Genomic DNA, 25,945 nt, shown 5'->3' on the forward strand with positions numbered 1-25,945 from the left:
GGCCAGAAGTAATCCCGGCAGCCTAAAGGGTTGATCCATATTTGTCAGGGTGTGAGCGTCCAGATGACACGTTTTTGCTATTGGTGGGTTATCGGCTGGTTATGGCTGCCCTTGATGGGCACGGCAGCGCCTTTGCCGGCGGCGCAGTTGTCGGCGGATCAGCAACAGTGGCTGGCGCAACATCAGGCGTTGCGTGTCGGGCTGGTGCTGCAGGCCCCTTACGCCAGGTTCGACCAGCGCTTGCAGCAATTGTCGGGGGCCAACGTCGAGCTGATGAAGTGGCTGGCGAGCACGTTGAATGTCGAACTGGTCTGGCGAAACTACCCCGACCTGAAAAGCGTGGAAGCGGCTGCCCGCGCCGGGGAGATCGATCTGGTTCCGGGGTTGACGCAAACCCCGGCAGGTTTGCGTTTGTGGATGTTTTCCGATCCCTATATGCGGGTTCCGCAATTGCTGGTGGGGGTGCGCAACGGCACGGGTTCGGTTGATCTGGAAAGCATCGACAGTCAAACCCGCGTTGCGGTGCGCATGCCCAGCGCCACTGCGGACTTCTTGCGCAGCAGCTATCCGGGTCTGAACCTGCAAGGCGTGCCATTGGAACGCCAGGCTTTGCAGTTATTGCTCAGCCAGCAAGCCACGTATGCCGTGGTCGATGAAGCTCAGCTCAGCCGTTTGTCGATCGAGCCCGAGTTTGCGGAGTTGGCCGTGGTCGGTGATATCGGGCTGCCGCAACTGCTGCGCGTTGCGACCCGCCGAGACTGGCCCGAGTTGGCGGGCATTGTCGAGCGTGGGCTGCATGCGATTCCGGCGCGAGACATGGAGCAATTGCATGCTCGTTGGCTACAGCCCAAATATCCGCGAGCCGGCCCTTCGCCGGGCTTCTGGCAAAATCTGTGCGCATTGCTCGGTGTGGTGCTGCTGGCGTGCATGGCCATTGTGTTCTGGCAGCGCCGCCAGCAGACGGCGCTTGAACGCACCTTGCTCGGGGCCCGGGAAGACATCGCCTTGCGCGCCGCCAGCGCTGAAGCGTTGCGCTTGACTCAGTTTTCAATTGATCAAAGCCCCATGGGGATTCTGTGGGTGAATTGGGACAGCCATGTGCGCTATGCCAATCGCGCTGCGGAAGACATGCTCGGCTATACACCCGGGGCTGTTCTGGAACGCCCCTTGAGCGACTTCGAACCCGGCTTGAGCATGGACCGCTGGTTGAGTTTGTGGCGGCGTGCACGCGCCAGCGAGGAGGGTGTTCAGCGTATCGAAACCCACTGTGTCCGCGCCGATGGCAGCCAGTTTCCGGCCGATGTGACCTTGAGCTTTTTGCGGTTTCAGGAGGCCGAGTATTTGGTCGTGTACCTCAATGACCTCACTGAGCGGCGGCGGGTACAGGCGGCGCTGCAAGAAAGCGATGCACGCTTGCAGGGGATTGCCGCTAACGTCCCGGGGCTGGTCTTTCGTCTGGAACGCTCTTTGCTGACTGGTGAACTGGACTTTCCTTACATCAGCGAAGGCAGTGAAAGTCTGGCCGGGTTTTCCCCGGCCACATTGCGTCAGCGTGAGGTGGGTTTACGCAGCCTGGTACACCCGGATGACAAGGCGGATTACCATCGAGTGCAGGACATCGCGCTGGACAGTGACAGTGACTGGTCATGGCAAGGACGGATCTTGACCAGCCAAGGACAGCAGCGTTGGGCTGAAATCAAGGCCATTACCCGTCGTCTCAAAGATGGCACGGTGGTGTGGGACGGCATTGTCTGGGATATCAGCGAGAGTAAGCGCATCGAGCTGGCGCTGGACAGCTCGAGGGGCCAACTGCGCGAACTCTCGGCGCACCTTGAGAGTGTGCGAGAAGAAGAAAAGGCCCGCATCGCCCGCGAGGTGCATGATGAGCTGGGCCAGATGCTGACGGTACTCAAACTTGAAACCTCGATGTGCGAGCTGGCCTACGCCGACCTTGATCCAGGGTTGCGCGAGCGGCTCAATAGCATGAAAAAGCTGATTGCCCAGTTGTTCCAGCTGGTACGGGATGTCGCGACGGCGTTACGCCCGCCGATTCTGGATGCCGGTATCTGCTCGGCGATTGAATGGCAGGCCCGGCGGTTTGAAGCGCGGACTCAGATTCCGTGTCTGGTTCAGGTGCCGGAACACCTGCCGCCGCTGAGTGCCGCGAAGGAAGTCGGGCTGTTCAGGATTTTGCAGGAGGCACTGACCAACGTGATCCGTCATGCTCAGGCCCAGACCGTGGAGTTGACGCTGAGTGTGCAGGGCAAAGAACTGTGTTTGAGCATCAGCGATGATGGTCAGGGTTTTGAACCCTCAGCGGGCCGGCCGGCATCCTTCGGCTTGGTCGGCATGCGTGAGCGTGTATTGATGCTGGGCGGTACGTTGTCGCTGCAAAGCGAACCGGGAGCGGGCACCACACTGAGTGTGCGCGTGCCGTTGAGCCAAAGCCTTGAGTGATTTTTGATGAGGAAATGCCCGTGATCCGTGTACTGGTAGCTGAAGACCACACCATCGTGCGTGAAGGGATCAAGCAGTTGATCGGCCTGGCCAAGGACTTGCTGGTCGTGGGTGAGGCGAGTAACGGCGAGCAACTGCTGGAAACCTTGAGGCATGTGCCTTGCGAAGTGGTGCTGCTGGATATTTCGATGCCGGGGGTGAATGGTCTTGAAGCGATCCCGCGGATCCGCGCCTTGAATAACCCGCCCGCGATTCTGGTGCTGTCGATGCACGATGAAGCGCAAATGGCGGCTCGGGCGTTGAAGTTCGGTGCTGCGGGTTACGCCACCAAAGACAGTGATCCGGCGCTGCTGCTCACGGCGATTCGTAAAGTGGCGGCGGGCGGGCGTTACATCGACCCGGATCTGGCGGATCGCATGGTGTTCGAGGTCGGCCTGACCGACACCCGGCCATTGCATGCTTTGTTGTCTGAGCGTGAATTTTCGGTGTTCGAGCGACTGGCGCAGGGCGTTAACGTCAATGACATCGCCCTGCAACTGGCCTTGAGCAGCAAAACCATCAGTACCCACAAGGCGCGTCTGATGCAGAAACTCCACGTCACGTCGCTGGCGGAGCTGGTCAAATATGCGATGGAGCACAAGTTGCTGTAAGTCTCTCCCTCAGTATTGATAGGGCCGACATATCTGTTTACGACAGGTTTGCCTCCGGCCCTTGCCTGTCGGGTGCACGGTAGATGTATGACCATTCCGATCACGACATCGTTGTAGGGCAATCCCTACAAAAACCCTTCCATCCTCCTGATGTGAATATCTCCTTCGCCCCGATTTCTGTGGGCTTGCACCTTCATTAGTCTTGGGCTACGGCAGTCCAAAACAAAAGGTGTGGCTATGAGTGAGGTCGGTGCAAGCGCTGGGGCGAGTGACATACTGGTCAGCTTTCGTGGTGTGCAAAAGAGCTACGATGGCGAAAACCTGATCGTTAAAGATCTCAATCTGGATATTCGCAAAGGCGAGTTCCTGACATTGCTCGGGCCGTCCGGCTCGGGCAAAACCACCAGCCTGATGATGTTGGCCGGCTTTGAAACACCCACTGCCGGTGAAATCCTGCTTGCGGGTCGATCGATCAACAATGTGCCACCGCATAAACGCGACATCGGCATGGTGTTCCAGAACTACGCGCTGTTTCCGCACATGACCGTGGCCGAGAACCTGGGGTTCCCGTTATCTGTGCGCGGCTTGAACCGCACGGATATCAGCGAACGGGTCAAGCGTGTACTGAGCATGGTGCAGCTGGATGCCTTTGCGCAGCGTTACCCGGCCCAACTGTCGGGCGGTCAGCAACAACGGGTCGCGCTGGCGCGAGCGCTGGTGTTTGAACCGCAGCTGGTGCTGATGGATGAGCCGCTGGGTGCGCTGGATAAACAGCTGCGCGAGCACATGCAGATGGAGATCAAGCACCTTCATCAGCGCCTGGGCGTCACCGTGGTCTATGTGACTCACGATCAGGGCGAAGCGTTGACCATGTCCGATCGTGTTGCCGTGTTTCATCAGGGTGAAATCCAGCAGATCGCCCCGCCGCGCACCTTATATGAAGAACCGAAAAACACATTTGTTGCCAACTTCATCGGTGAGAACAACCGTCTCAATGGCCGCCTGCACAGCCAGGACGGTGATCGATGCGTAGTGGAACTGGGCCGGGGCGAGAAGGTTCAGGCGCTGGCGGTGAATGTGGGACGCACAGGCGATCCGGTGACGTTGTCCATTCGGCCTGAACGCATCAGCCTCAATGGCTCCAGCGAATCGTGCGTCAACCGCTTTTCGGGGCGTGTTGAAGAGTTTATCTATCTGGGCGATCACGTCCGGTTGCGTCTCGAAGTCTGCGGCAAGAACGATTTTTTTGTGAAACAGCCCATTGCCGAGCTTGATCCGGGCCTGGCGGTGGGAGACGTCGTGCCACTTGGTTGGCAAGTCGAACATGTACGCGCGCTGGATCCTCTCTTAGAGGCGAATTAATCGCCCCGGCTTCACCAACCCTGTGGAGAACAACAATGCATAAATCCCTCAAGTTCACGGCCCTGACGCTGGGCATGCTGTGTGCTGCCAATGCAATGGCAGCCACCGATCTCACCGTGGTGTCGTTTGGCGGAGCGAACAAGGCTGCGCAGGTCAAAGCGTTTTACGCCCCTTGGGAGGCCAAAGGTGACGGCAAAATCATCGCCGGGGAATACAACGGTGAAATGGCCAAGATCAAAGCGATGGTCGACACCAAAAGCATTTCCTGGGACCTGGTAGAAGTGGAATCGCCGGAACTGTCCCGCGGGTGTGACGAGGATATGTTCGAGCCGCTGGACCCGGCCCTGTTCGGCAATCCTGAGCAGTACGTCAAAGGCGCGATCCAGACCTGTGGTGCCGGCTTCTTCGTGTGGTCAACGGTGTTGGCCTACAACGCCGACAAGTTGAAAACCGCACCCACCAGTTGGGCGGATTTCTGGGACACCAAAACCTTCCCGGGCAAACGCGGCCTGCGCAAGGGTGCCAAGTACACCCTGGAATTTGCACTGATGGCCGACGGCGTGGCGCCCAAGGACGTGTACAGCGTGCTGGCGAGCAAGGAAGGCCAGAACCGTGCCTTCAAAAAGCTGGATGAGCTCAAGCCGAGCATTCAATGGTGGGAAGCGGGCGCTCAGCCGCCGCAGTACCTGGCCTCCGGCGATGTTGTGATGAGTTCGGCTTACAACGGCCGTATTGCAGCAGTGCAAAAGGAAAGCAATCTGAAGGTGGTGTGGAATGGCGGCATCTACGATTTTGACGCTTGGGCCATCCCTAAAGGGTTGAGCAAGGACAAGGCTGAAGCTGCGAAGAAGTTCATCGCCTTCACCCTGCAGCCACAACAGCAAAGCCTGTACTCGCAAAACATCGCCTACGGCCCGGCAAACAAGGAAGCGATGCCGCTCTTGCCAAAGGCGCTGCTGGCGGACATGCCGACGGCTCCGGAAAACATCGTCAACCAGGTGCAGATCGACGTCAGCTTCTGGGCTGATAACGGCGAGCAACTGGAGCAACGCTTCAACGCCTGGGCTGCCAAGTAACAGCCCTGACATGCGGTGCGGCCGACCGGGCCGCACCGCCATCGTTTAAAGTTTTCCGGAGTTCGCCATGGCTATCGCCGTTCCCCTGAACGAGGTCTCCAGCCCCACCTTGAAAAAGCGCCTGGCACATGCCGAGCGAATTAACCGCTGGAAGGCGCAAGCGCTGATTGCGCCTTTGGTGATTTTTTTGCTGCTGGTGTTTCTGGTGCCGATCGCTGCGCTGCTCTACAAAAGTGTGGGCAACCCGGAAGTGGTCGAAGGCTTGCCGCGCACCGTGGTGGCCGTGACGGCGTGGGATGGCAAAGGCTTGCCGGAGGAGTCGGTCTACCAGGCGCTCGGTGAGGACCTGGCCGAAGCCCGCAAGAATCAAGTCTTGGGCGATTTGTCCAAGCGACTGAATATGGAATTGGCAGGTTATCGCAGCCTGTTGATGAAAACCGCCAGGGCCTTGCCGTTCAAGGCCGTGCCCGAATCGTATAAAGACGCGATGGAAGGCCTTGATGAACGCTGGGGCGATCCGGCGTATTGGCAGGCGATCAAACGCAACGCTTCCAGCGTGACACCGTTCTATCTGTTGGCAGCGGTGGACCACCGGATCGATGACCTGGGCGAAGTCGCCCCGGCCACACCTGACCAGGCGATCTACCTGGACATCTTCGCCCGTACCTTCTGGATGGGGTTTGTCATCACGTGCATTTGCCTGGTGCTGGCGTATCCGCTGGCGTACCTGTTGGCTAACCTGCCGGCCCGTCAAAGCAACCTGTTGATGATTCTGGTACTGCTGCCGTTCTGGACGTCGGTACTGGTGCGGGTGGCAGCGTGGATTGTACTGCTGCAGTCGGGAGGCCTGATCAACAGTGCCCTGATAAGCATGGGGGTGATCGATAAACCGCTGGAACTGGTGTTTAACCGGGTTGGGGTTTACATCTCGATGGTGCACATTCTGTTGCCATTCATGATCCTGCCGATCTACAGCGTGATGAAAGGTATTTCGCCTACCTATATGCGTGCTGCTATCTCGCTGGGTTGTCATCCATTCGCTAGCTTCTGGCGTGTGTACTTCCCACAAACTTATGCCGGAGTCGGCGCGGGTTGCCTGTTGGTGTTCATCATCGCCATTGGCTACTACATCACCCCGGCCTTGCTCGGCAGCCCCAACGACCAAATGGTCAGCTATTTCGTAGCGTTCTATACCAACACCAGCATCAACTGGGGCATGGCGACCGCCTTGGGTGGCTTGTTACTGCTGGCCACCGTGCTGCTTTACCTGATGTACAACTGGCTGGTAGGCGCGAGCCGCCTGCGCTTGAGCTAAGGAGAACGCCATGCTGAGCCCTTATATGTCACCCGTTGAGCGGGTCTGGTTTTACAGCTTGCGCATTCTCTGTGGGCTGATTCTGTTGTTTCTGATCTTGCCGGTGCTGGTGATCATTCCGCTGTCTTTCAACTCCGGGAGTTTTCTGGTGTACCCGTTGCAAGGGTTTTCCCTGCATTGGTACCAGGACTTCTTTGCCTCGGCCGAGTGGATGCGTGCACTGAAAAACAGCGTAATTGTGGCGCCGGCTGCCACGGTGCTGGCGATGGTGTTTGGCACACTGGCCGCGATTGGCCTGACACGCAGCGACTTTCCGGGCAAGGCGCTGGTCATGGCGCTGGTGATTTCGCCCATGGTGGTGCCTGTTGTGATCATCGGTGTGGCCAGCTACCTGTTTTTTGCGCCCCTTGGTCTGGGCAACAGCTACGTCTCGTTGATTGTGGTGCACGCCGTATTGGGCGTGCCCTTTGTGATCATCACCGTATCGGCCACCCTGCAGGGCTTCAATCACAACCTGGTGCGAGCGGCTGCCAGCCTGGGCGCCTCGCCCTTGACTGCCTTTCGCCGGGTGACCTTGCCGCTGATCGCGCCGGGGGTGATCAGCGGCGCACTGTTTGCGTTTGCAACATCGTTTGATGAAGTGGTGGTCACGCTGTTCCTGGCCGGCCCGGAACAGGCAACCTTGCCGCGTCAGATGTTCAGTGGCATTCGTGAAAACCTCAGCCCGACCATTGCTGCTGCGGCGACGCTGTTGATCGGGTTCTCGGTGATCTTGCTGCTGACCCTCGAATGGCTGCGCGGGCGTAGCGAAAAAATGCGCACCGCACAGGCCTGAGGCGTCAGATCCAGCAAGCGTCCCACAACGGATAATCCCCGATTCGCGAAGCGATTTGAGCGCGAATCGGGTTCTGGATGATGTAGCGGGCCGCTGCTTTCACGTCGTCCTCCTGCCGTAGTGCCCTGTCGTAATAGCCTTTTTGCCACAGCCGTCCATAGGCGTGGGTTGCTTGATTAACGGCTACGCTGCTGCGCGATTTTAGACGGCACATCAATTCACCCAGCGTTTTACGACGTAGTTCTATAAGCCAATGGCAATGGTCAGGCATGACCACCCATGCGATGGAATTAACGATGCCTTCATCGTGGGCATGCTTTAGCTGATTGACCACAAGACGCCCGAGGTGGAAGTCGTGGAAGACCGGTCGACGTTGTTCGGTAACCGTCGTGAGTAAGTAGATTCGGCCTGGTTCGGATACACGGCCTTTTAAAAGCTGATGTCCATTTGAGAAATTTGGCATTCCTTGCCTCGTGTCTTTTTGATAGGTGCTTCAAACCTAGACGGCTGAGTTGAACTCGGTGGATGCGCTTGTTAGCAAGATATTGCCGGGAAGGTCATGAGGGCCTTATCGCAGCCTTCGGCAGCGGCTACAGGCTGTGTAGCCGCTGCCGAAGGCTGCGATAAGGTTGCGGAGCAACCGCATGGATTGAGGTCAATCATCGCGGCCCCGGTGTGCGGGTCGGGATCGGGGGTATACAATGCGCGCCACCGTAATTTGCTCATTAAAAGGTGCGTTATGCAGCCCTTCGCTATTGCCCCATCGATTCTTTCAGCCGACTTCGCCCGTCTTGGTGAAGAAGTGGACAACGTGCTCGCCGCAGGCGCTGACATCGTGCATTTCGATGTCATGGACAATCATTACGTGCCCAACCTGACCATTGGCCCTATGGTCTGTGCTGCCTTGCGCAAGTACGGCATCACGGCGCCGATTGATGCTCACCTGATGGTCAGCCCGGTTGACCGGATCATCGGCGACTTCATCGAAGCGGGTGCGACGTACATCACGTTCCATCCCGAAGCCACGCAGCACGTCGACCGCTCCCTGCAACTGATTCGCGAAGGCGGTTGCAAGGCCGGTCTGGTATTCAACCCGGCGACCCCGCTGGATGTGCTCAAGTACGTCATGGACAAGGTCGACATGGTCCTGCTGATGAGCGTCAACCCGGGCTTCGGTGGCCAGAAGTTCATTCCCGGCACGCTCGACAAACTGCGTGAAGCGCGCGCACTGATCGATGCTTCGGGCCGTGAAATCCGCCTCGAAATCGATGGTGGCGTCAACGTGGGCAATATCCGCGAGATCGCTGAGGCGGGGGCGGACACCTTCGTCGCGGGCTCGGCCATTTTCAATGCGCCGAACTACGAAGAAGTGATCCAGAAAATGCGTTCCGAGCTAGCGTTGGCCCGCGCATGAGTGGCTTCGAGCAGCTACTCCAGGGGCAGCTGCCGAAGTTGATCATGTTCGACCTGGACGGCACTTTGATCGATTCCGTGCCGGATTTGGCCGCTGCCGTGGAGACCATGCTGCTCAAGCTTGGTCGTCCACCGGCGGGCCTTGAGAACGTGCAGATGTGGATTGGCAACGGCGCGCCCATGCTGGTGCGTCGTGCGCTGGCCGGCAACATGCAGGGCTCGGGGATTGACGACGCCGAGGCGGAGCGGGCGCTGGAAATATTCATGGAGGCCTATGACGGTGGCCATGAACTGACCCGGGTCTATGCCGGAGTGCGCGAAAGCCTCAAGTGGTTGCAGAAACAGGGGGTCGAAATGGCCCTGATCACCAACAAGCCGGAGCGCTTTGTTGCGCCCTTGCTTGATGAGATGAAACTCGGCCGGTTCTTTCGCTGGATCATTGGGGGTGACACGCTGCCCCAGAAAAAGCCGGATCCGGCGGCGTTGTTGTTTGTGATGAAAATGGCCGGTGTGACAGCGCCTCAATCAATGTTTATCGGTGATTCGCGCAATGACGTGCTGGCGGCCAAAGCCGCAGGTGTACGCTGTGTCGCGTTGAACTATGGCTATAACCATGGCCGGCCGATCGAAGAAGAGTCGCCCGATATGGTGATTGGCAACCTGCAAGAGCTGATAGCCGGTTGCTTAGAATCTTCGGCTGAGATAACGTTGGGCAATTCAGTTCACCCCTCTCAAAGAGATTCCATCGTGGTGGTCACCCGCAAACTCTGGATGAAAGTTATCAAGGCCCTGGCCCGTTGGCGTTGGCGCGCCTGACTTGAATCTGGCCGGAGAACCGGTACGTTTGCATACCTGACAGTTTGACCCTCAGACCACGAGGCACCTCATGATCCGCGAAGAATTCCTGCGTTTGGCCGCTGCTGGCTATAACCGTATCCCGCTTGCACGTGAAACTCTTGCCGACTTCGATACACCGCTGTCGATCTACCTGAAACTGGCTGACCAGCCCAACTCCTATTTGCTGGAGTCGGTGCAGGGCGGTGAGAAATGGGGGCGTTACTCGATCATTGGTTTGCCATGCCGCACGGTTCTGCGTGTGCATGAGCACCAGGTCCGAGTGACCCATGATGGCGTCGAAATCGAGGCTCACGAAGCGCAAGATCCGTTGACCTTCGTTGAGGAATTCAAGGCCCGTTACAACGTGCCGACCATCGCCGGGTTACCGCGTTTCAATGGCGGGCTGGTGGGGTATTTCGGTTATGACTGCGTGCGTTACGTGGAAAAGCGTTTGGGCAAGTGCCCGAATCCTGATCCGCTGGGCGTTCCGGATATTTTGCTGATGGTGTCGGACGCTGTCGTGGTGTTCGATAACCTGGCCGGCAAGATGCACGCGATTGTGTTGGTCGACCCCGCAGAGCCTAATGCCTACGAAGAAGGCCAGGCCCGTCTTGAGGCGTTGCTCGAGCAACTGCGCCAACCGATTGCGCCGCGTCGCGGTCTGGATTTCTCGGCGCAGCCAGCGGCTGACCCGGTGTTTCGCTCCAGCTTCACCCAGGCCGACTACGAAAAAGCGGTCGACACCATCAAGGACTACATCCTCGCGGGCGACTGCATGCAAGTGGTGCCGTCGCAGCGTATGTCCATCGACTTCAAGGCTGCGCCGATCGATCTGTATCGTGCGCTGCGCTGTTTCAACCCGACGCCTTATATGTACTTCTTCAACTTTGGCGACTTCCACGTGGTGGGCAGTTCTCCGGAAGTGCTGGTACGGGTTGAAGACAATCTGATTACCGTGCGCCCGATTGCCGGTACGCGCCCACGCGGTGCCACCGAAGAAGCCGATCTGGCGCTGGAAGAAGACTTGCTCAGTGATGACAAGGAAATCGCCGAGCACTTGATGTTGATCGATCTCGGCCGCAACGACACGGGCCGGGTTTCTGAAATCGGTTCGGTCAAGCTCACCGAGAAGATGGTCATCGAGCGCTATTCCAACGTGATGCATATTGTGTCCAACGTCACAGGCCAGCTGAAAAGCGGGCTGACGGCGATGGACGCACTGCGGGCCATTTTGCCGGCGGGCACGTTGTCCGGCGCACCGAAGATCCGCGCGATGGAAATCATCGACGAACTGGAGCCGGTCAAGCGCGGCGTATATGGCGGCGCTGTCGGTTACTTCGCCTGGAACGGCAACATGGACACGGCCATCGCAATTCGTACTGCGGTGATCAAGAACGGTGAATTGCATGTGCAAGCCGGTGGCGGCATTGTCGCTGACTCGGTACCGGCCCTGGAGTGGGAAGAGACGCTGAACAAACGCCGCGCGATGTTTCGTGCCGTAGCGCTCGCTGAACAAACCCCCGCGTCCGACGCCTGAGGAGCTTTGCCATGTTGCTGATGATCGATAACTACGACTCTTTTACTTATAACGTTGTGCAGTACCTCGGCGAACTGGGTGCAGAGGTCAAGGTGGTGCGCAACGATGAACTGACGGTGGCCGAGATTGAAGCGCTCAAGCCGGAGCGCATCGTGGTCTCGCCTGGCCCGTGCACGCCGAACGAGGCGGGCATCTCTCTTGAGGCCATCAAGCACTTTGCCGGAAAGTTGCCGATTCTGGGTGTATGCCTGGGCCATCAATCCATTGGCCAGGCTTTTGGTGGTGACGTGGTGCGCGCGCGGCAAGTCATGCACGGCAAGACCAGTCCGGTTTTCCACTTCGACAAGGGCGTGTTCCACGGCTTGAACAACCCGTTGACGGTGACCCGTTATCACTCCCTGGTGGTCAAGCGCGAAACCTTGCCGGATTGCCTGGAGCTGACGGCCTGGACGCAGCATGCCGATGGTTCGGTGGACGAGATCATGGGCTTGCGCCACAAAACATTGAACATCGAGGGTGTGCAATTTCACCCTGAGTCGATTCTGACCGAGCAGGGTCATGAACTGTTCGCCAACTTTCTGAAACAAACCGGCGGCATGCGCTAAGGACATTATATGGATATCAAAACTGCCCTGAGCCGTATCGTCGGCCACCTCGACCTGACCACCGATGAGATGCGCGATGTCATGCGCGACATCATGACCGGCCAATGTACCGAGGCACAGATTGGCGCATTCATGATGGGCATGCGCATGAAGAGTGAAAGCATCGACGAGATCGTGGGTGCCGTGACGGTGATGCGGGAACTGGCGGACAAGGTTGAGCTTAATACCCTCGAGGGTGTTGTCGACATCGTTGGTACTGGCGGCGATGGCGCGAACATCTTTAACGTCTCTACAGCCTCTGCCCTGGTGATTGCGGCAGCAGGTTGCACTGTAGCCAAACACGGCAACCGTGCGGTGTCGGGTAAAAGCGGCAGCGCTGACCTGCTAGAAGCGGCCGGTGTCTATCTGAACCTGACCCCGACGCAAGTGGCCCGCTGTATCGACAGCGTGGGCATCGGCTTCATGTTCGCCCAGTCCCACCATGGTGCCATGAAGCATGCGGCTATCCCGCGCCGCGATCTGGGCCTGCGTACCCTGTTCAATATGCTTGGCCCGCTTACGAATCCGGCAGGTGTAGTGCATCAGGTGGTTGGGGTGTTCAATCAGGCATTGTGCCGGCCTTTGGCTGAAGTGTTGCAACGTCTGGGCAGCAAGCATGTACTGGTGGTGCATTCGCAAGACGGTCTGGACGAGTTCAGCCTGGCGGCCCCCACTTTTGTTGCAGAGCTGCACAAGGGCGAGATCAAAGAGTATTGGGTTCAGCCCGAAGACTTGGGAATCAAGAGCCAGAGCTTGTTCGGCCTTGTCGTCGACAGCCCGGAACAATCGCTGGAATTGATCCGTGATGCCTTGGGGCGTCGAAAAACCGAGTCGGGCCAGAAAGCCGCTGAAATGATTGTACTCAATGCCGGTGCTGCGCTTTATGCCGCCGACATTGCCTATACGCTCAAAGAGGGTGTAGAACTGGCTCACGATGCCCTGCACACCGGCCTGGCCCGGGAAAAACTCGAAGAGCTGGGCGCATTTACCGCTATTTTCAAGCAGGAGAATGAAGCATGAGTGTGCCTACCGTTCTGGAGAATATTCTGGCGCGTAAAGTCCAGGAAGTCGCCGAGCGCAGTGCGCGCGTGAGCTTGGCCGAACTTGAACGCATGGCCGCTCAGGCAGACCCCGTGCGTGGTTTTGCCAACGCATTGCTGGCACAGGCCAAGCTGAAACAACCGGCAGTGATCGCCGAAATCAAAAAGGCTTCGCCGAGCAAGGGTGTGATTCGTGAGCACTTTGTCCCCGCCGAAATCGCCAAGAGTTATCAGGCCGGTGGTGCCACTTGCTTGTCCGTACTGACAGATGTCGATTATTTCCAGGGTGCTGACGCATACCTGCAGCAGGCGCGTGCGGCCTGTACCTTGCCGGTGATTCGCAAGGATTTCATGATCGACCCGTATCAGATCGTTGAAGCCCGCGCACTGGGTGCTGATTGCGTACTGTTGATCGTCTCTGCGCTGGATGACGTGAAACTGGCCGAGCTGGCTGCCGTTGCCAAAAGTGCAGGGCTGGATGTGCTGGTTGAAGTGCATGACGGCGATGAGCTGGAGCGCGCACTGAAAACCCTCGACACACCCCTGGTGGGGATCAATAACCGCAACCTGCATACATTCGAGGTGAGCCTCGAAACCACGCTGGATCTGTTGCCGCGCATCCCGCGCGACCGGCTGGTGATCACTGAGAGCGGGATTCTTAACCGGGCAGATGTCGAACTGATGGAAATCAGCGAAGTTTATTCATTCCTGGTGGGCGAAGCCTTCATGCGGGCTGAAAACCCGGGCAACGAATTGCAGCGTCTGTTCTTCCCGGAGCGGGCTGTACACGTGACCGGCTCTACGCTGGACTGACCGGTGTAAACTCTGTGCGGTGACTCGCGATAGCCGCACTGCACAGACCTTGAACGTCATCGTCTGTCGCGCGAGCAAGCCCTCTTCCAATCAGACCGTCTGCGGTCAGGATTTTTATGACGCTCATCCAGCAACTTACCGTCGAAGCAGGCCTTAAGGCCGAGCAGGACTTGCTTGCTTCTGTGTGCGCAGGTGAGCTGGAGGCGGGTGTGTTGTTTTGGCAGCCTACAGACCGCGCGCTGGTCATGCCCCGGCGCTTGAGTCGTTTGCCCGGGTTTGAGCAGGCAAGTGGCGAATTGGCTGCCAGCGGTTGGCCAATCCTGTTGCGAGAAACCGGTGGCGAGCCGGTTCCCCAGTCGGCATCGACCATCAATATTGCGTTGGTCTATGCACCTTTGCGCAGTGAAGGCGATCACGGTCGGATCGAAACGGCGTATCGCCGGTTATGCGAGCCGGTCTGCGATGTGTTGACTGAGCTGGGGGGCGTAGCATCTTTGGGGGAGGTTGCCGGTGCATTTTGTGATGGCCGCTTTAACGTCAACCTCAATGCACGCAAGCTGGTCGGGACCGCTCAGCGTTGGCGCCAGAGTAAAGGCGGGCAGCGTCCGGTTGGACTGGTACATGGAGCGTTACTGGTTGAAAACGAGCGCGAGTCGATGGTGGCTGCGGTCAATCGCTTCAACCAGCTGTGCGAACTGGACCAACGTTGCCTGGCTGAGAGCCACATTGCTTTGCATGAGGTATTTGCGGCACCTGACTTCTTCGAGCGGCTGAGTGCCAATTACCAACAGGTCCTGGCACCTTTGCTTCAGCGTTAACGCGTACCGAACACCACCATGGTTTTACCTTTTACCCTGACCAGGTTCTGTTCTTCCAGACCCTTTAATACGCGTCCTACCATCTCGCGTGAACAGCCAACAATTCTGCCAATCTCCTGACGGGTGATCTTGATTTGCATCCCGTCCGGGTGAGTCATGGCGTCCGGTTGTTTGCACAGTTCGAGCAAACAGCGGGCGACCCGTCCCGTGACATCAAAAAAAGCCAGGTCGCCGACCTTGCGCGTGGTGTTGCGCAAGCGCTGGGCGATTTGTCCGCTCAGTGCATACAGGATTTCTGGCTCTAGCTGTGAATACTCTCTGAATTTTGTGTAGCTGATCTCTGCGACTTCGCACTCGGTCTTGGCCCGTACCCATGCGCTGCGTGTCTGTTCTTGCCCTGGTTGCTCAAAGAGACCCAGCTCACCGATGAAATCTCCGGAGTTCAGATAGGCAATGATCATCTCACGGCCCTCTTCATCCTCAATCACGACAGTGACTGACCCTTTAATGATGAAGAACAGTGTGTGGGAGTGTTCGCCTGCGCAGATGATGTTGCTTTTGCTTTGATAGCGTTTGCGTTGGCACTGAGTCAAAAAACTGTCGAGGTTTTTGATCTTGGTCTGAGAGGGGAGAGCCGCCATGGTTGTATCCCGAAAGCTTGCACAGTATGGGTTGGATCTATTTTTATATAGAGCGCTTGCTGGCTGGCGCCAGTGATTTGGCGCCAGCTTAACAGACAGATTCTGTGCGGTTATCAGAATTTTCCTGGCGCAAGGTCAGAGAAGTGCTCAGTGCGACGAGTCTTCCATTTCTGGCCCTGTGCTAAGCTGACGCCCCTTTTAAAGCAGTGGAGTCTGGGTGATGAAGGCACGCATTCAATGGGCTGGCGAAGCCATGTTTCTTGGTGAGTCCGGCAGTGGTCACGTCGTTGTCATGGACGGACCGCCTGAAAGTGGTGGTCGTAACCTGGGCGTACGACCCATGGAAATGCTGCTGTTGGGGCTAGGCGGTTGCAGTAATTTTGATGTCGTCAGCATCCTCAAAAAGTCACGCCAGGCGGTGGAAAGTTGCGAAGCGTTTCTTGAAGCTGAACGCGCCACTGAAGACCCGAAGGTGTTCACCAAGATTCACCTGCACTTTGTGGTCAAGGGCCGTGGCTTGAAAGAAGCTCAGGTTAAGCGTGCGATTGAACTGTCAGCCGAAAAGTATTGCTCTGCATCGATCATGCTAGGTGCGGCCGGTGTCGCCATCAGCCATGACTACGAAATTATCGAATTGGGTTAAGTCGGCACTCAATCAACGCTCGAGATTATTTACGTGCGTTCACTGCCGTAAAGATTTCAGCCACAAAAAAGGCGGCTACCCCGAGGTAGCCGCCTTTTTGATAACTGTCGTTCTGCAGGCGAGTCAGATGCGGTAAGTGCTTTTGGTCATGACTTTGGCCATCAGGCTCATACCGAACTTGACCGGGGCCGGGAAGCGAAAGCCACCGGCATTGAGAGCGGACTCTTTATGCTGTTCTTCGTCGATACGCATCTGTTCGAGGATTGCCCGGGACTTTTCATCGTCAGCAGGTAATTGTTCAAGATGCTCGTTGAGGTGCTTGCACACTTGATCTTCAGTGGCGGCTACAAAGCCCAGGCTGACTTTGTCGCTGATAAGCCCTGCAACGGCACCGATCCCGAAAGACATCCCATAAAACAGCGGATTCAAGACGCTGGGATGGCTGCCCAATTGCCGGATACGCTGTTCGCACCAGGCCAGATGGTCGATTTCCTCTTCGGCCGCATGCTCCATGGCTGCGCGGACATGTGGCAGCTTGGCTGTCAGTGCCTGGCCCTGATACAAGGCCTGAGCGCAGACTTCTCCGGTGTGGTTGATCCGCATCAACCCGGCAACATGGCGGGTGGCCTTGTCGTCCAGCGGGTTTTCAGGTTTGACGATCGCGGGTGACGGGCGATGAGGCTGGCCACTGAATGGCAGCAAGGTGCGCATCGCGGTATCAGCTTGTAAAAGAAGACGGTCAATCGGCGAGTAGTGACGTTGGGTAGTCATGCTTACCTCCGGAAAAAATCACGGCGCCCAGTTTACCCCAATCGGGCGGTGAGGGTTTGCGCGTGATCATCCCTGAGCGTGGGAGCTACGTCGCTCCCACTGCAGCCTGGCAGTTTGCCAATCAGCCCGGTGGCCAATTCATCTGACGCTGACCCAGAACGTGCATGTGAATGTGGTAGACCGTTTGGCCGCCTTTTTCATTGCAGTTCATCACCACGCGGAAACCGTCTTCACAGCCCAGCTCTTTGGCCAGACGTTGCGCGGTGAACAGGATATGTCCAGCCAGCGATTTGTCTTCTTCGGTCAAGTCATTAAGGGTGCGAATCGGCTTTTTCGGGATAACCAGAAAATGCACCGGTGCTTGAGGGGCGATGTCGTGAAAGGCTAATACTTGATCATCTTCATAGATGATTCTGGCGGGTATTTCACGGTTGATGATCTTGGTGAACAGAGTATCCAAAGCTATATCTCCCTGAGAAAGGTCTGGTCAGAGTGTACTCAGGGACGCGGATTACACCAGCCCACGTTAACGTGGGCAGTAGGATTTGTTGACGGACGCTGCGATTTTTCGTGTCATCCAGCGTGAAAGCAGGCGGGGGACACGGGTTATCCAGCGATTGCGTCGCCCCGGGATGATGATGGCCTTGTTCTTTTCAAGGGCTCGCACAGTGTAGAGCGCCACTTCTTCGGGGGTCATGGCACCGGCATTTTGCTCAACGGTGTCGGTATTCATTTTGGCGGCATCGAAGAAGCGCGTTCGTGTCACGCCGGGGCAGAGTACCGAGACCTTGATGCCGGTTTTTTTCACTTCTTCTCGCAATCCTTCGGAGAAGTGCAATACATAGGCCTTGCTGGCGAAGTACGTGCTCAGCCACGGTCCGGGCTGAAAGGCCGCTATCGATGAGACGTTGAGGATCTGGCCGCCGCCTTGTACCGCCATCATGTTGCCGATGGCATGGCACAAGCGCGTGAGTGCCAGCACGTTGAGCTCTATCAGGTCTTGCTCAGCGCTCCAGTCATGCGCCAGGAAAGGTCCGCATGTGCCGATACCAGCACAATTGACCAGCAGGTCGATCTGTCGATCGCCCTCTTCAAGCTCGAGCAAGAAGCCGGACAGACGTAGGGGCTCCCCCAGGTCACAGGCGCGGAACAGAACCTCAACGCCGAAACGCTGGTTCAGCTCAAGGGCAATGCTTTCCAGTGCATCCCGCTGGCGGGCCACCAGGATCAGGCTGCGACCACGGCGGGCGAGGGCTTCAGCCAGGGCCAGGCCAATGCCGCTGGAGGCGCCAGTGATCAAAGCGTAACGGGTCATGCTGTTCTCCATCGAACGGTACAGTCCGGTGACAATGATGTCCCTGGTGTTATCGCGCTCATTAAAGGTGCGCAGTCTACAGACTGTTGCCGTTGACTGTGTTGACCACCGCATTCATCAGGCTCAGGGCGAAGATGGCGATCATTGCGAAAATGCCCAATCCAATCAAAAAGATAACAATTCGTGCCAGCACTTCGACCGATGGACTATTCGGTGGCGGTGGGGGTCCGAACCTGTTCGGTCCTGGAGTGCCAGGCATCAACAGCATCATGAGGGTCAGGACAAGGTTGGCCACAGGCACCAAATGCAGCAACAGCATCCAGGCAGACCAATTGAGATCGTGCAAACGCTGTGCGCTTATCCTCAGGCTGATGAGGAAATAAGCAATTGCCAGCGTTGCACATACGGTGATCCCCAAGGTCGGGGACAGCTTGGTTGCGAGTAGAGCCAGTAGCGAAGCCGCCATGGCGATCAGGGTAATCACCATATTCCATGCCAGCAGGCGTAAACGCCCGATTCGACCGCTGAAGCCAAAAGGGTCCAGGGTGGCGTAATGCGCTTGAGGTGTCTTGTCCAGGCTCAGTTCGGGCATGAAGGCGTCCTTGTCCGGTTCGTATAAAAAAGCCCGCCGGAGATGGCGGGCTCTGGTATGTCAGGGGTGTGGCCATTGCCGGGATAACTGGCGGGTGAGGTTGAGCGCTTTGCGGTACTCCTCATCCAGACGTGCGATCAATTGATCGGTTGTCGGCAGATCATGGATACCGCCCACGCCTTGACCGGCAGACCATACTGTTTTCCAGGCCTTGGCCTCCTCCGTCAGGGGCTTGAGCTTGTTGCCGGCGCTCATTCCGGCTTTGCCTTGTAGTGCTGCAAGATCGAAGCCTGCGTTCTCAAGGCTCTGGCGCATAAAGCTGGCTGGTACCCCTGAGACGGCAGGGGTATGAATGATATCCGCCGCCTGGGATGCCAGCAGCATATCTTTGTATGCATCAGGCGCATGACTTTCGTGGGTGCCGATAAAACGTGTACCAAGGTAGGCAAGATCTGCCCCCAGCACCTGCGCCGCCAGGATCTCGTGCCCATGGTTCATGCAGCCAGCCAGCAATACGGTCTTGCCGAAGAACTGACGAATTTCGGCGACCAGCGCAAACGGACTCCAGGTTCCTGCATGTCCTCCGGCGCCTGCAGCCACGGCAATCAGCCCGTCTACTCCGGCCTGAGCGGCTTTTTCGGCATGACGTCGGGTGGTGACATCGTGGAATACCAGGCCGCCATAGCTGTGCACGGCATCCACGACTTCCTTCACTGCGCCGAGGCTGGTGATGACGATGGGGACTTTGTGTTCTACGCAAATGGCCAGATCTGCCTGCAGGCGCGGGTTGCTGTCATGCACAATCAGGTTTACGGCGTAAGGCGCAGGGTTATCCATTGTCGCGAGTCCCGCTTCTATTTCCTCAAGCCATGCCTTGAAACCGCTGCTTTCGCGCTGGTTGAGTGCAGGAAAACTGCCTGCAACACCATTACGACAGCACGCCAGGACCAGTTGAGGATTGGAAATCAGAAACATCGGGGCTGCTACCAGCGGCAGGCGCAAGCGCTGTTCAAGCAGGTCGGGCAGTGACATTGGATAACCTCTGTTAATCAATGAAATGAGCTTAAAACGGTTTGACCACCGCCAGAATGACAATTGCCAGCAAGAACACCACGGGCACTTCGTTGAACCAGCGGTAGAACACGTGAGAGCGCTTGTTTTCACCGCGGGCAAAGCGTTTTACCTGTGCCCCGCACATGTGGTGGTAGCCGATCAGCAGAATGACCAGGGTCAACTTGACGTGCATCCAGCCCTGGCTGAAGTAACCGCTTGGGTTGAGGCTGATCAGCCAGCCGCCAAAGATGAGGGTTGCGATCATTGCCGGGCCCATGATGCCGCGATACAGCTTGCGCTCCATGAGGCTGAATCGCTCTTTGCTGACGGAGTCTTCGCTTTGTGCGTGGTAAACAAATAAGCGAGGCAAGTAAAACAGGCCGGCAAACCAGCAGACGATGCTGATGATGTGGAAAGCTTTGAGCCATAGATAAAGCATTTTTAGTTATTCCCAGGTTCACGGTAGATCAAATAGTAGTAGTAGACCGTCTGAGAGTCACCTTGACGGTTGTCGCAGAGGCGCGGTGTCCCTATTATCGAGGGCTTTCCAGTGGTTCGTTGAAGGGGCAGGTTATGGTCAAGGTCGGTATTGTCGGCGGCACGGGTTACACAGGTGTCGAACTGCTGCGTTTGCTGGCACAGCATCCGCAGGCTGAGGTGGTTGTCATTACCTCCCGATCCGAGGCGGGCCTGCCAGTTGCCGATATGTATCCCAACCTGCGCGGTCATTACGACGGTTTGGCGTTCAGCGTGCCCGATACCCAGGCGCTTGCCGCGTGCGATGTGGTGTTTTTCGCGACGCCGCACGGTGTAGCGCATGCATTGGCTGGCGAATTGCTGGATGCCGGTACCAAGGTGATCGACCTTTCGGCTGACTTCCGCTTGCAGGACGCAGCTGAATGGGCCAAATGGTACGGCCAGCCCCATGGTGCGCCAGAGCTTCTGGAAGAGGCGGTATACGGCCTGCCTGAAGTGAATCGCGAGCTCATCAAACAAGCACGGCTGATTGCGGTCCCGGGTTGCTATCCAACAGCGACTCAACTGGGATTCCTGCCCTTGCTGGAGGCTGGGCTGGCGGATACTTCATTGCTGATTGCCGACTGCAAATCTGGCGTGAGCGGCGCGGGTCGTGGGGCGAGCGTAGGTTCGCTTTACGCCGAAACGTCCGAAAGCATGAAGGCATACGCCGTGAAGGGGCATCGGCATTTGCCTGAGATTCGCCAGGGCTTGCGTCGTGCAGCCGGCAAGGACGTGGGGCTGACCTTTGTCCCGCATTTGACGCCCATGATCCGGGGTATTCACTCCACGCTGTACGCGACTGTGGTCGACCGTTCTGTAGACCTCCAGGCGCTGTTTGAAAAGCGTTATGCCAATGAGCCCTTTGTGGATGTGATGCCTGCTGGCAGCCACCCGGAAACCCGCAGTGTCCGTGGCGCCAACGTATGCCGTATTGCAGTGCACCGCCCGCAAGACGGCGATCTTGTCGTGGTGTTGTCGGTTATAGACAACCTGGTGAAAGGGGCTTCCGGTCAGGCGGTCCAGAACATGAACATCTTGTTTGGCCTGGATGAGCGTCTGGGCCTGTCCCACGCGGGAATGCTGCCTTAAAAAGCGGCATCGTGCCGTGCTCGGCAGGCGAATAGCTTGCCGATGCTACTTATGAATAGTTGACCGCTTTTCTAGGAGAAGCGGATAATGCGCTTCATCACGCATTATGGCGGCATAGCGCCGGGAGATAGTCAGCATGAGCGTCGAATCCTTCACCCCCATGGCTTTGCAATTCACCGAAGGTGCTGCGCACAAGGTGAAGAGCCTGGTCGATGAAGAGGGTAATGATCGTTTGAAGTTGCGCGTATTCGTTACGGGCGGCGGTTGTTCCGGTTTTCAGTATGGATTTACCTTCGATGAAGAAGTGGCTGATGACGACACCCTTGTTGAGCGCGAAGGCGTCAGTCTGGTGGTCGATCCAATGAGCTTTCAATACCTGGCAGGTGCCGAGGTTGATTACCAGGAAGGTCTGGAAGGCTCACGCTTTGTGATCAAGAACCCGAATGCCACCACCACCTGTGGTTGTGGATCATCGTTCTCGATTTGATTGCACGGTAAAGGGCTTCACACTCAACGCCGCGTCGATTCGCGGCGTTTTGCTGTGTGGCATTCAGGCAGGGTAGATTGCGCCGAGCACTCGAAGGCCCCGGGCGCCCGTGACGCTGGGGCGATTGGTGGGAATAGCTTCGAGGCAGCAATGCGCCAGCCATGCGAAGGCCATGGCCTCGACCCAGTCGGGATCAACCCCTTTGGCCTGGGTGCTGTCAACCTGTGTTTGCGCAAGCAATTGGGTCAGGCGGGCCATGAGCTTGGCATTGTGGGCACCACCGCCGCACACCAGCAACTCGTCGGTCTGCGGTTGGGCTGTTTGCAATGACTGCACGATGGTCTGTGCGGTGAGCTCCAGAAGCGTCGCCTGAACGTTCTCTGCCGGGAAGTCAGGCAGGTTGCGCAAGTGGTGATTCAGCCATTGGAGGTTGAAGACTTCGCGCCCGGTGCTTTTGGGGCCTTGGGTCTGGAAAAACGGATCATTGAGCAAGGTCTTGAGCAGCAATGGTTCGACCTGGCCGCTTGCAGCCCATTGACCGTTGCGGTCATACAGATCACCGCGTTGCTGTTGTATCCAGGCATCGAGCAGGACATTGCCGGGGCCGCAGTCAAACCCTGCAACAGGAACACCAGGGCTTATCAGGCTCAGGTTGCTGAATCCTCCTACGTTGAGCACCGCTCGATGCCCGCAGTCGTCTGTAAACAGCGCCTCATGGAACGCAGGGACCAATGGCGCGCCTTGCCCGCCAGCCGCTACGTCACGACGGCGGAAATCACCGACGACACAGATATTGGTCAGTTCGGCCAGCAGCGCGGGATTGCCAATCTGAACGGTAAAGCCGCGGGCGGGCTCATGCCGGATGGTCTGGCCATGGCTGCCAATCGCACGAATAGCCTCGGGAGGCAGTTGCTGCTGTGAAAGGAGGGAATTGATGCCTTGCGCGGCCAGCTCAACCCAGTGGTTTTCGGCGATGGAACAGCGAGCTACTTCGTCAGGGCCAGTGGCGCACAAGCCAAGTAGCTCAGTGCGCAAGGATTCGGGCATTGGCGTGTAATGGGTGGCGAGCAGGGTGACGCCGGCCCCCATTTCAATCAGCGCAATGTCCATCCCGTCAAGGCTGGTCCCGGACATCACGCCTATATAGAGTGCCATCGCTTAACGCTTGCTCGATGCCAAGAGGGTAGCTTTTTCCTGGTTCATGCGAGCCATTAGCGGTTGGCTTTGTTGCAGGAAGCGTGAACGCTCTGACTTCGCAATCGGGTCAGACATCGGCAGCTTGCGGCCTAGCGGGTCGACGTGTACGCCATTGACCTGGAACTCGTAGTGCAGGTGCGGGCCGGTCGAAAGGCCGGTTGTACCGATATAACCAATCACTTGGCCTTGCTTCACCGAACCACCGGTTTTGACGCCTTTGGCGAAGCCCTGCATGTGTCCGTACAGTGTGCGATAGGTGTTGCCGTGCTGAATGATCACCGTATTGCCATATCCGCCGCGGCGCCCTGCGAGCAGGACTTTGCCGTCGCCGGTTGCTTTGATGGGGGTGCCGCGCGGTGCCGCGTAATCGACCCCTTTATGGGCTCGGATCTTGTTCAGGATCGGGTGTTTGCGCCCTGAGGAGAAGCGCGAGCTGATGCGGGCGAAGTCGACGGGCGTACGGATGAAGGCCTTGCGCATGCTGTTGCCATCAGCCGTGTAGTAATTGCTGATGCCCTGTTTGTTGGTGTAACGCACGGCAGTGTAAGTCTTGCCGCGGTTGGTAAAGCGTGCGGACAGGATATTGCCCGTGCCTACGGTTTTGCCGTTGACGACTTTTTGCTCATAGATCACTTCAAACTGGTCGCCAGGGCGTATGTCCTGAGCAAAGTCGATGTCGTATCCAAATACCTTTGCCATGTCCATGGTCAAGCTGTGAGGCAGGCCTGCGCGTTGTCCCGAGGCTGAAAGGGAGCTGTTGATCACGCCGTGAACATAAGCGGATCGCATGGTCGGCAGCTTGGTCACACGACGGAACGTGTAGCCCTTGGCGCTTTTGTTGAGGCTGATGGTTTCGAGGTCGCTGACCTGGCTATGCAGGGTGCTCAGTTGGCCATCGGGGCTCATTTCAAACTCGAGCTTCTGGCCGTGCTTCAACTGGCTGAATTGCTTGGCTTGTTTGTCGCTGGCCAGGATCTCGTGTACCGAGGTTGCTGGCAGGCCTACTTTTTCAAACAGGGTGGACAGGGTGTCGCCCCTGGATACGACCACTTCGCGGTGGCTGGGACCTTTTGGCTCTTCAGCTTTGGCCGTCTCTGCTGCAGCGTTTTCAGCCGGTTCGATCTGCGCAAATGGAGTTGGAATGGCTTCATTTGTGGCTTGAACGAGTTCTGCAGCGTCTTGATCTTGTGTGAGTTGTTCAGCAGGAGTTTCCAGCTCCAGATTCAGGGTCGTTCTTTTGGCTTCTACTTCGCTGGAGGGAAATACCAGCAGGGCCAGGCTTAAAAGGGCGGCGATACCACTTGCGGCAAGCAGGTGGGTCTTCGGATAAAGCGGTGGCGCTTTAGGCGGTTGACTGGTCATAGATAATTTTGACTTTGAGATAAGGATGAATTGGAAAAGATGACTGACACGGTGAAGATGAAATAACTGTATAAAATATAACCAAATCGCCCTTGAAGCAAGTCCGTGAACCATTCGCGCGCGGATAGTCAGCCGTATGCCGGCCGGAACTTGTAATTAGCCCCTGATCTTGTATGGTTGGAGCCCTTTGAATTTGAGCCTTACGGGTCTGTTATGAAGTCGGTTGAAGAGCAGCTAGCGCTAATCAAGCGTGGTGCCGAAGAGGTACTGGTCGAGTCTGAATTGGTTGAGAAACTCAAGCGTGGACAGCCATTGCGTATTAAGGCCGGATTCGACCCCACGGCGCCTGATCTGCACTTGGGGCACACCGTCCTTATCAATAAGCTGCGCCAGTTCCAGGAGCTGGGTCATCAGGTCATCTTCCTTATAGGTGATTTCACCGGGATGATCGGCGATCCGAGCGGCAAGAGCGCTACGCGTCCTCCGCTAACGCGCGAGCAAGTGCTCGACAATGCCGAGACGTATAAAACCCAGGTTTTCAAAATTCTTGATCCGGCAAAGACCGAGGTGGCGTTCAACTCCACCTGGATGGATCAAATGGGGCCGGCTGATTTCATTCGTCTGACCTCTCAGTACACTGTTGCCCGCATGCTTGAGCGCGATGACTTCGATAAGCGCTACTCCTCGAATCAGCCTATCGCTATCCATGAGTTTCTTTATCCGCTGGTGCAGGGCTATGACTCGGTAGCCTTGCGAGCAGATATTGAGTTGGGTGGCACCGATCAGAAGTTCAACTTGCTGATGGGGCGTGAGCTGCAGCGGGGCTATGGTCAGGAAGCTCAGTGCATTGTGACCATGCCATTGCTGGAAGGGTTGGATGGCGTCAAGAAGATGTCCAAGTCGCTGGGCAACTACGTAGGTATTCAAGAAGCGCCAGGCGTGATGTACAGCAAGCTGGTGTCTATCCCTGATGCTTTGATGTGGCGCTATTTCGAGCTGTTGAGCTTCCGCTCGATGGACGAGATCAATGCATTTAAGGCGGATGTCGAGGCGGGAGCCAATCCACGCGATATCAAGATCAAGCTGGCTGAAGAGATTGTTGCCCGGTTCCATGGTGAGGAGGCTGCTGCCAGTGCTCACCGTGGTGCGGGTAACCGCATGAAGGATGGCGAGCTGCCTGACGATCTGCCGGAGGTCGAGATTCTGGCTTCTGAGGATATGCCGATCGCGGCCATCCTTAATAAGGCCGGCCTGGTCAAGAACTCTGCGGTCGCGCGTGATCTGCTGGGTTCTGGTGGCGTACGTATAGATGGTGAGGTGGTTGATCGCACCTATATATATAAGCTGGGTTCGACTCATGTTTGTCAGGCGGGCAAGAAGGCTTTTGCGCGCGTAACGCTGAAATCGGAATAAAGCTGAAATAAGTGCTGGACGGCGCATTTTATTAGCCTATAATGCGCCCACTTCCGGCGCAGTCGA

General features: G+C 57.2%; 27 protein-coding genes. 17 read left to right on the plus strand and 10 right to left on the minus strand.

Annotated elements, in window-relative coordinates:
* Window positions 1–63 precede the first annotated feature (63 nt).
* The 6 genes from AWM69_RS14185 (at window position 64) to AWM69_RS14210 (ending at window position 7,695) form a co-directional block, all read left to right on the plus strand.
* On the plus strand, window positions 64–2,457 hold the full coding sequence (locus tag AWM69_RS14185) for a PAS domain S-box protein (RefSeq protein WP_218727256.1): 2,394 nt from the start codon (window positions 64–66) through the stop codon (window positions 2,455–2,457).
* Window positions 2,458–2,471: 14 nt separating this feature from the next.
* Complete coding sequence (locus tag AWM69_RS14190; protein ID WP_218727258.1) at window positions 2,472–3,107, plus strand: response regulator transcription factor; 636 nt, start codon at window positions 2,472–2,474, stop codon at window positions 3,105–3,107.
* Between the two features lie 237 nt (window positions 3,108–3,344).
* Window positions 3,345–4,469, plus strand: a complete 1,125-nt coding sequence (locus AWM69_RS14195; protein ID WP_218727260.1) for an ABC transporter ATP-binding protein — start codon at window positions 3,345–3,347, stop codon at window positions 4,467–4,469.
* A 35-nt stretch (window positions 4,470–4,504) separates the two neighbouring features.
* Window positions 4,505–5,545, plus strand: coding sequence for an ABC transporter substrate-binding protein (locus AWM69_RS14200; RefSeq protein ID WP_131653313.1), 1,041 nt, complete (start codon window positions 4,505–4,507; stop codon window positions 5,543–5,545).
* Between the two features lie 67 nt (window positions 5,546–5,612).
* Entirely contained in the window at window positions 5,613–6,860 is a 1,248-nt protein-coding gene (locus tag AWM69_RS14205) for an ABC transporter permease (protein WP_218727262.1), read from the plus strand.
* 10 nt (window positions 6,861–6,870) lie between these two features.
* Window positions 6,871–7,695 carry an ABC transporter permease gene (locus AWM69_RS14210; protein WP_218727264.1) on the plus strand — a complete coding sequence of 275 codons (825 nt, stop codon included), beginning with the start codon at window positions 6,871–6,873 and terminating at the stop codon, window positions 7,693–7,695.
* Between the two features lie 4 nt (window positions 7,696–7,699).
* Here AWM69_RS14210 and AWM69_RS14215 read toward each other — a convergent pair whose 3' ends face one another.
* Window positions 7,700–8,158 carry a transposase gene (locus AWM69_RS14215; RefSeq protein WP_218727266.1) on the minus strand — a complete coding sequence of 153 codons (459 nt, stop codon included), beginning with the start codon at window positions 8,156–8,158 and terminating at the stop codon, window positions 7,700–7,702.
* Between the two features lie 276 nt (window positions 8,159–8,434).
* On the opposite strand from AWM69_RS14215, the gene rpe reads away from it, so the two are divergent.
* From rpe to AWM69_RS14250, 7 genes are all read left to right on the plus strand, one after another.
* Complete coding sequence (rpe, locus tag AWM69_RS14220; protein WP_048380730.1) at window positions 8,435–9,109, plus strand: ribulose-phosphate 3-epimerase; 675 nt, start codon at window positions 8,435–8,437, stop codon at window positions 9,107–9,109.
* Complete coding sequence (locus tag AWM69_RS14225) at window positions 9,106–9,924, plus strand: phosphoglycolate phosphatase (RefSeq protein ID WP_218727267.1); 819 nt, start codon at window positions 9,106–9,108, stop codon at window positions 9,922–9,924. The genes rpe and AWM69_RS14225 overlap by 4 nt, the downstream gene beginning before the upstream one ends.
* A 70-nt stretch (window positions 9,925–9,994) precedes the next feature.
* On the plus strand, window positions 9,995–11,482 hold the full coding sequence (gene trpE, locus AWM69_RS14230; RefSeq protein ID WP_218727269.1) for an anthranilate synthase component I: 1,488 nt from the start codon (window positions 9,995–9,997) through the stop codon (window positions 11,480–11,482).
* A gap of 11 nt (window positions 11,483–11,493) precedes the next feature.
* Complete coding sequence (locus AWM69_RS14235) at window positions 11,494–12,087, plus strand: aminodeoxychorismate/anthranilate synthase component II (RefSeq protein ID WP_218727271.1); 594 nt, start codon at window positions 11,494–11,496, stop codon at window positions 12,085–12,087.
* A gap of 9 nt (window positions 12,088–12,096) precedes the next feature.
* Window positions 12,097–13,146 carry an anthranilate phosphoribosyltransferase gene (gene trpD / locus AWM69_RS14240; RefSeq protein WP_048380723.1) on the plus strand — a complete coding sequence of 350 codons (1,050 nt, stop codon included), beginning with the start codon at window positions 12,097–12,099 and terminating at the stop codon, window positions 13,144–13,146.
* Window positions 13,143–13,979, plus strand: a complete 837-nt coding sequence (trpC, locus tag AWM69_RS14245; protein WP_218727273.1) for an indole-3-glycerol phosphate synthase TrpC — start codon at window positions 13,143–13,145, stop codon at window positions 13,977–13,979. The genes trpD and trpC overlap by 4 nt, the downstream gene beginning before the upstream one ends.
* Before the next feature lie 116 nt (window positions 13,980–14,095).
* Window positions 14,096–14,797 (plus strand): lipoate--protein ligase family protein, encoded by a 702-nt coding sequence (locus AWM69_RS14250; protein ID WP_218727275.1) that lies wholly within the window; start codon window positions 14,096–14,098, stop codon window positions 14,795–14,797.
* Here the strand turns inward: AWM69_RS14250 and crp are convergent.
* Window positions 14,794–15,438, minus strand: coding sequence for a cAMP-activated global transcriptional regulator CRP (gene crp / locus AWM69_RS14255; protein WP_218727276.1), 645 nt, complete (start codon window positions 15,436–15,438; stop codon window positions 14,794–14,796). The two genes, AWM69_RS14250 and crp, sit on opposite strands and share 4 nt — an antisense overlap.
* A 220-nt stretch (window positions 15,439–15,658) precedes the next feature.
* On the opposite strand from crp, the gene AWM69_RS14260 reads away from it, so the two are divergent.
* On the plus strand, window positions 15,659–16,081 hold the full coding sequence (locus AWM69_RS14260; RefSeq protein ID WP_003444470.1) for an OsmC family protein: 423 nt from the start codon (window positions 15,659–15,661) through the stop codon (window positions 16,079–16,081).
* A gap of 123 nt (window positions 16,082–16,204) precedes the next feature.
* Here AWM69_RS14260 and coq7 read toward each other — a convergent pair whose 3' ends face one another.
* From coq7 to hemJ, 6 genes are all read right to left on the minus strand, one after another.
* Window positions 16,205–16,852 (minus strand): 2-polyprenyl-3-methyl-6-methoxy-1,4-benzoquinone monooxygenase, encoded by a 648-nt coding sequence (gene coq7 / locus AWM69_RS14265; RefSeq protein ID WP_218727278.1) that lies wholly within the window; start codon window positions 16,850–16,852, stop codon window positions 16,205–16,207.
* A 121-nt stretch (window positions 16,853–16,973) separates the two neighbouring features.
* The gene (locus AWM69_RS14270; protein ID WP_048380713.1) at window positions 16,974–17,312 is read right to left on the minus strand and encodes a histidine triad nucleotide-binding protein; all 339 of its coding nucleotides are present in this window, start codon (window positions 17,310–17,312) and stop codon (window positions 16,974–16,976) included.
* Window positions 17,313–17,378: 66 nt separating this feature from the next.
* Entirely contained in the window at window positions 17,379–18,167 is a 789-nt protein-coding gene (locus AWM69_RS14275) for an SDR family oxidoreductase (protein WP_218727279.1), read from the minus strand.
* Between the two features lie 76 nt (window positions 18,168–18,243).
* Window positions 18,244–18,759, minus strand: a complete 516-nt coding sequence (locus AWM69_RS14280; protein WP_131653304.1) for a DUF805 domain-containing protein — start codon at window positions 18,757–18,759, stop codon at window positions 18,244–18,246.
* 60 nt (window positions 18,760–18,819) lie between these two features.
* Window positions 18,820–19,791, minus strand: a complete 972-nt coding sequence (locus AWM69_RS14285; RefSeq protein ID WP_218727280.1) for a nitronate monooxygenase family protein — start codon at window positions 19,789–19,791, stop codon at window positions 18,820–18,822.
* Window positions 19,792–19,822: 31 nt separating this feature from the next.
* A complete protein-coding gene (gene hemJ, locus AWM69_RS14290; protein WP_048380705.1) occupies window positions 19,823–20,251 on the minus strand; it encodes a protoporphyrinogen oxidase HemJ in 429 nt (142 codons plus the stop codon).
* 134 nt (window positions 20,252–20,385) lie between these two features.
* On the opposite strand from hemJ, the gene argC reads away from it, so the two are divergent.
* A complete protein-coding gene (gene argC / locus AWM69_RS14295; RefSeq protein ID WP_218727281.1) occupies window positions 20,386–21,420 on the plus strand; it encodes an N-acetyl-gamma-glutamyl-phosphate reductase in 1,035 nt (344 codons plus the stop codon).
* Window positions 21,421–21,556: 136 nt separating this feature from the next.
* On the plus strand, window positions 21,557–21,907 hold the full coding sequence (erpA, locus tag AWM69_RS14300) for an iron-sulfur cluster insertion protein ErpA (RefSeq protein WP_016782396.1): 351 nt from the start codon (window positions 21,557–21,559) through the stop codon (window positions 21,905–21,907).
* Window positions 21,908–21,970: 63 nt separating this feature from the next.
* On the opposite strand, the gene AWM69_RS14305 is transcribed toward erpA, so the two are convergent.
* Both AWM69_RS14305 and AWM69_RS14310 read right to left on the minus strand, forming a co-directional pair.
* Window positions 21,971–23,062 (minus strand): anhydro-N-acetylmuramic acid kinase, encoded by a 1,092-nt coding sequence (locus tag AWM69_RS14305; RefSeq protein WP_218727282.1) that lies wholly within the window; start codon window positions 23,060–23,062, stop codon window positions 21,971–21,973.
* 3 nt (window positions 23,063–23,065) lie between these two features.
* Window positions 23,066–24,466 (minus strand): peptidoglycan DD-metalloendopeptidase family protein, encoded by a 1,401-nt coding sequence (locus AWM69_RS14310; protein WP_218727283.1) that lies wholly within the window; start codon window positions 24,464–24,466, stop codon window positions 23,066–23,068.
* A gap of 213 nt (window positions 24,467–24,679) precedes the next feature.
* On the opposite strand from AWM69_RS14310, the gene tyrS reads away from it, so the two are divergent.
* Window positions 24,680–25,879, plus strand: coding sequence for a tyrosine--tRNA ligase (tyrS, locus tag AWM69_RS14315; protein WP_131653299.1), 1,200 nt, complete (start codon window positions 24,680–24,682; stop codon window positions 25,877–25,879).
* The last annotated feature ends 66 nt before the right edge of the window (window positions 25,880–25,945 follow it).

Origin of the sequence: Pseudomonas sp. D1HM (assembly GCF_019266105.1) — a bacterium.
GTDB lineage: Bacteria > Pseudomonadota > Gammaproteobacteria > Pseudomonadales > Pseudomonadaceae > Aquipseudomonas > Aquipseudomonas taetrolens.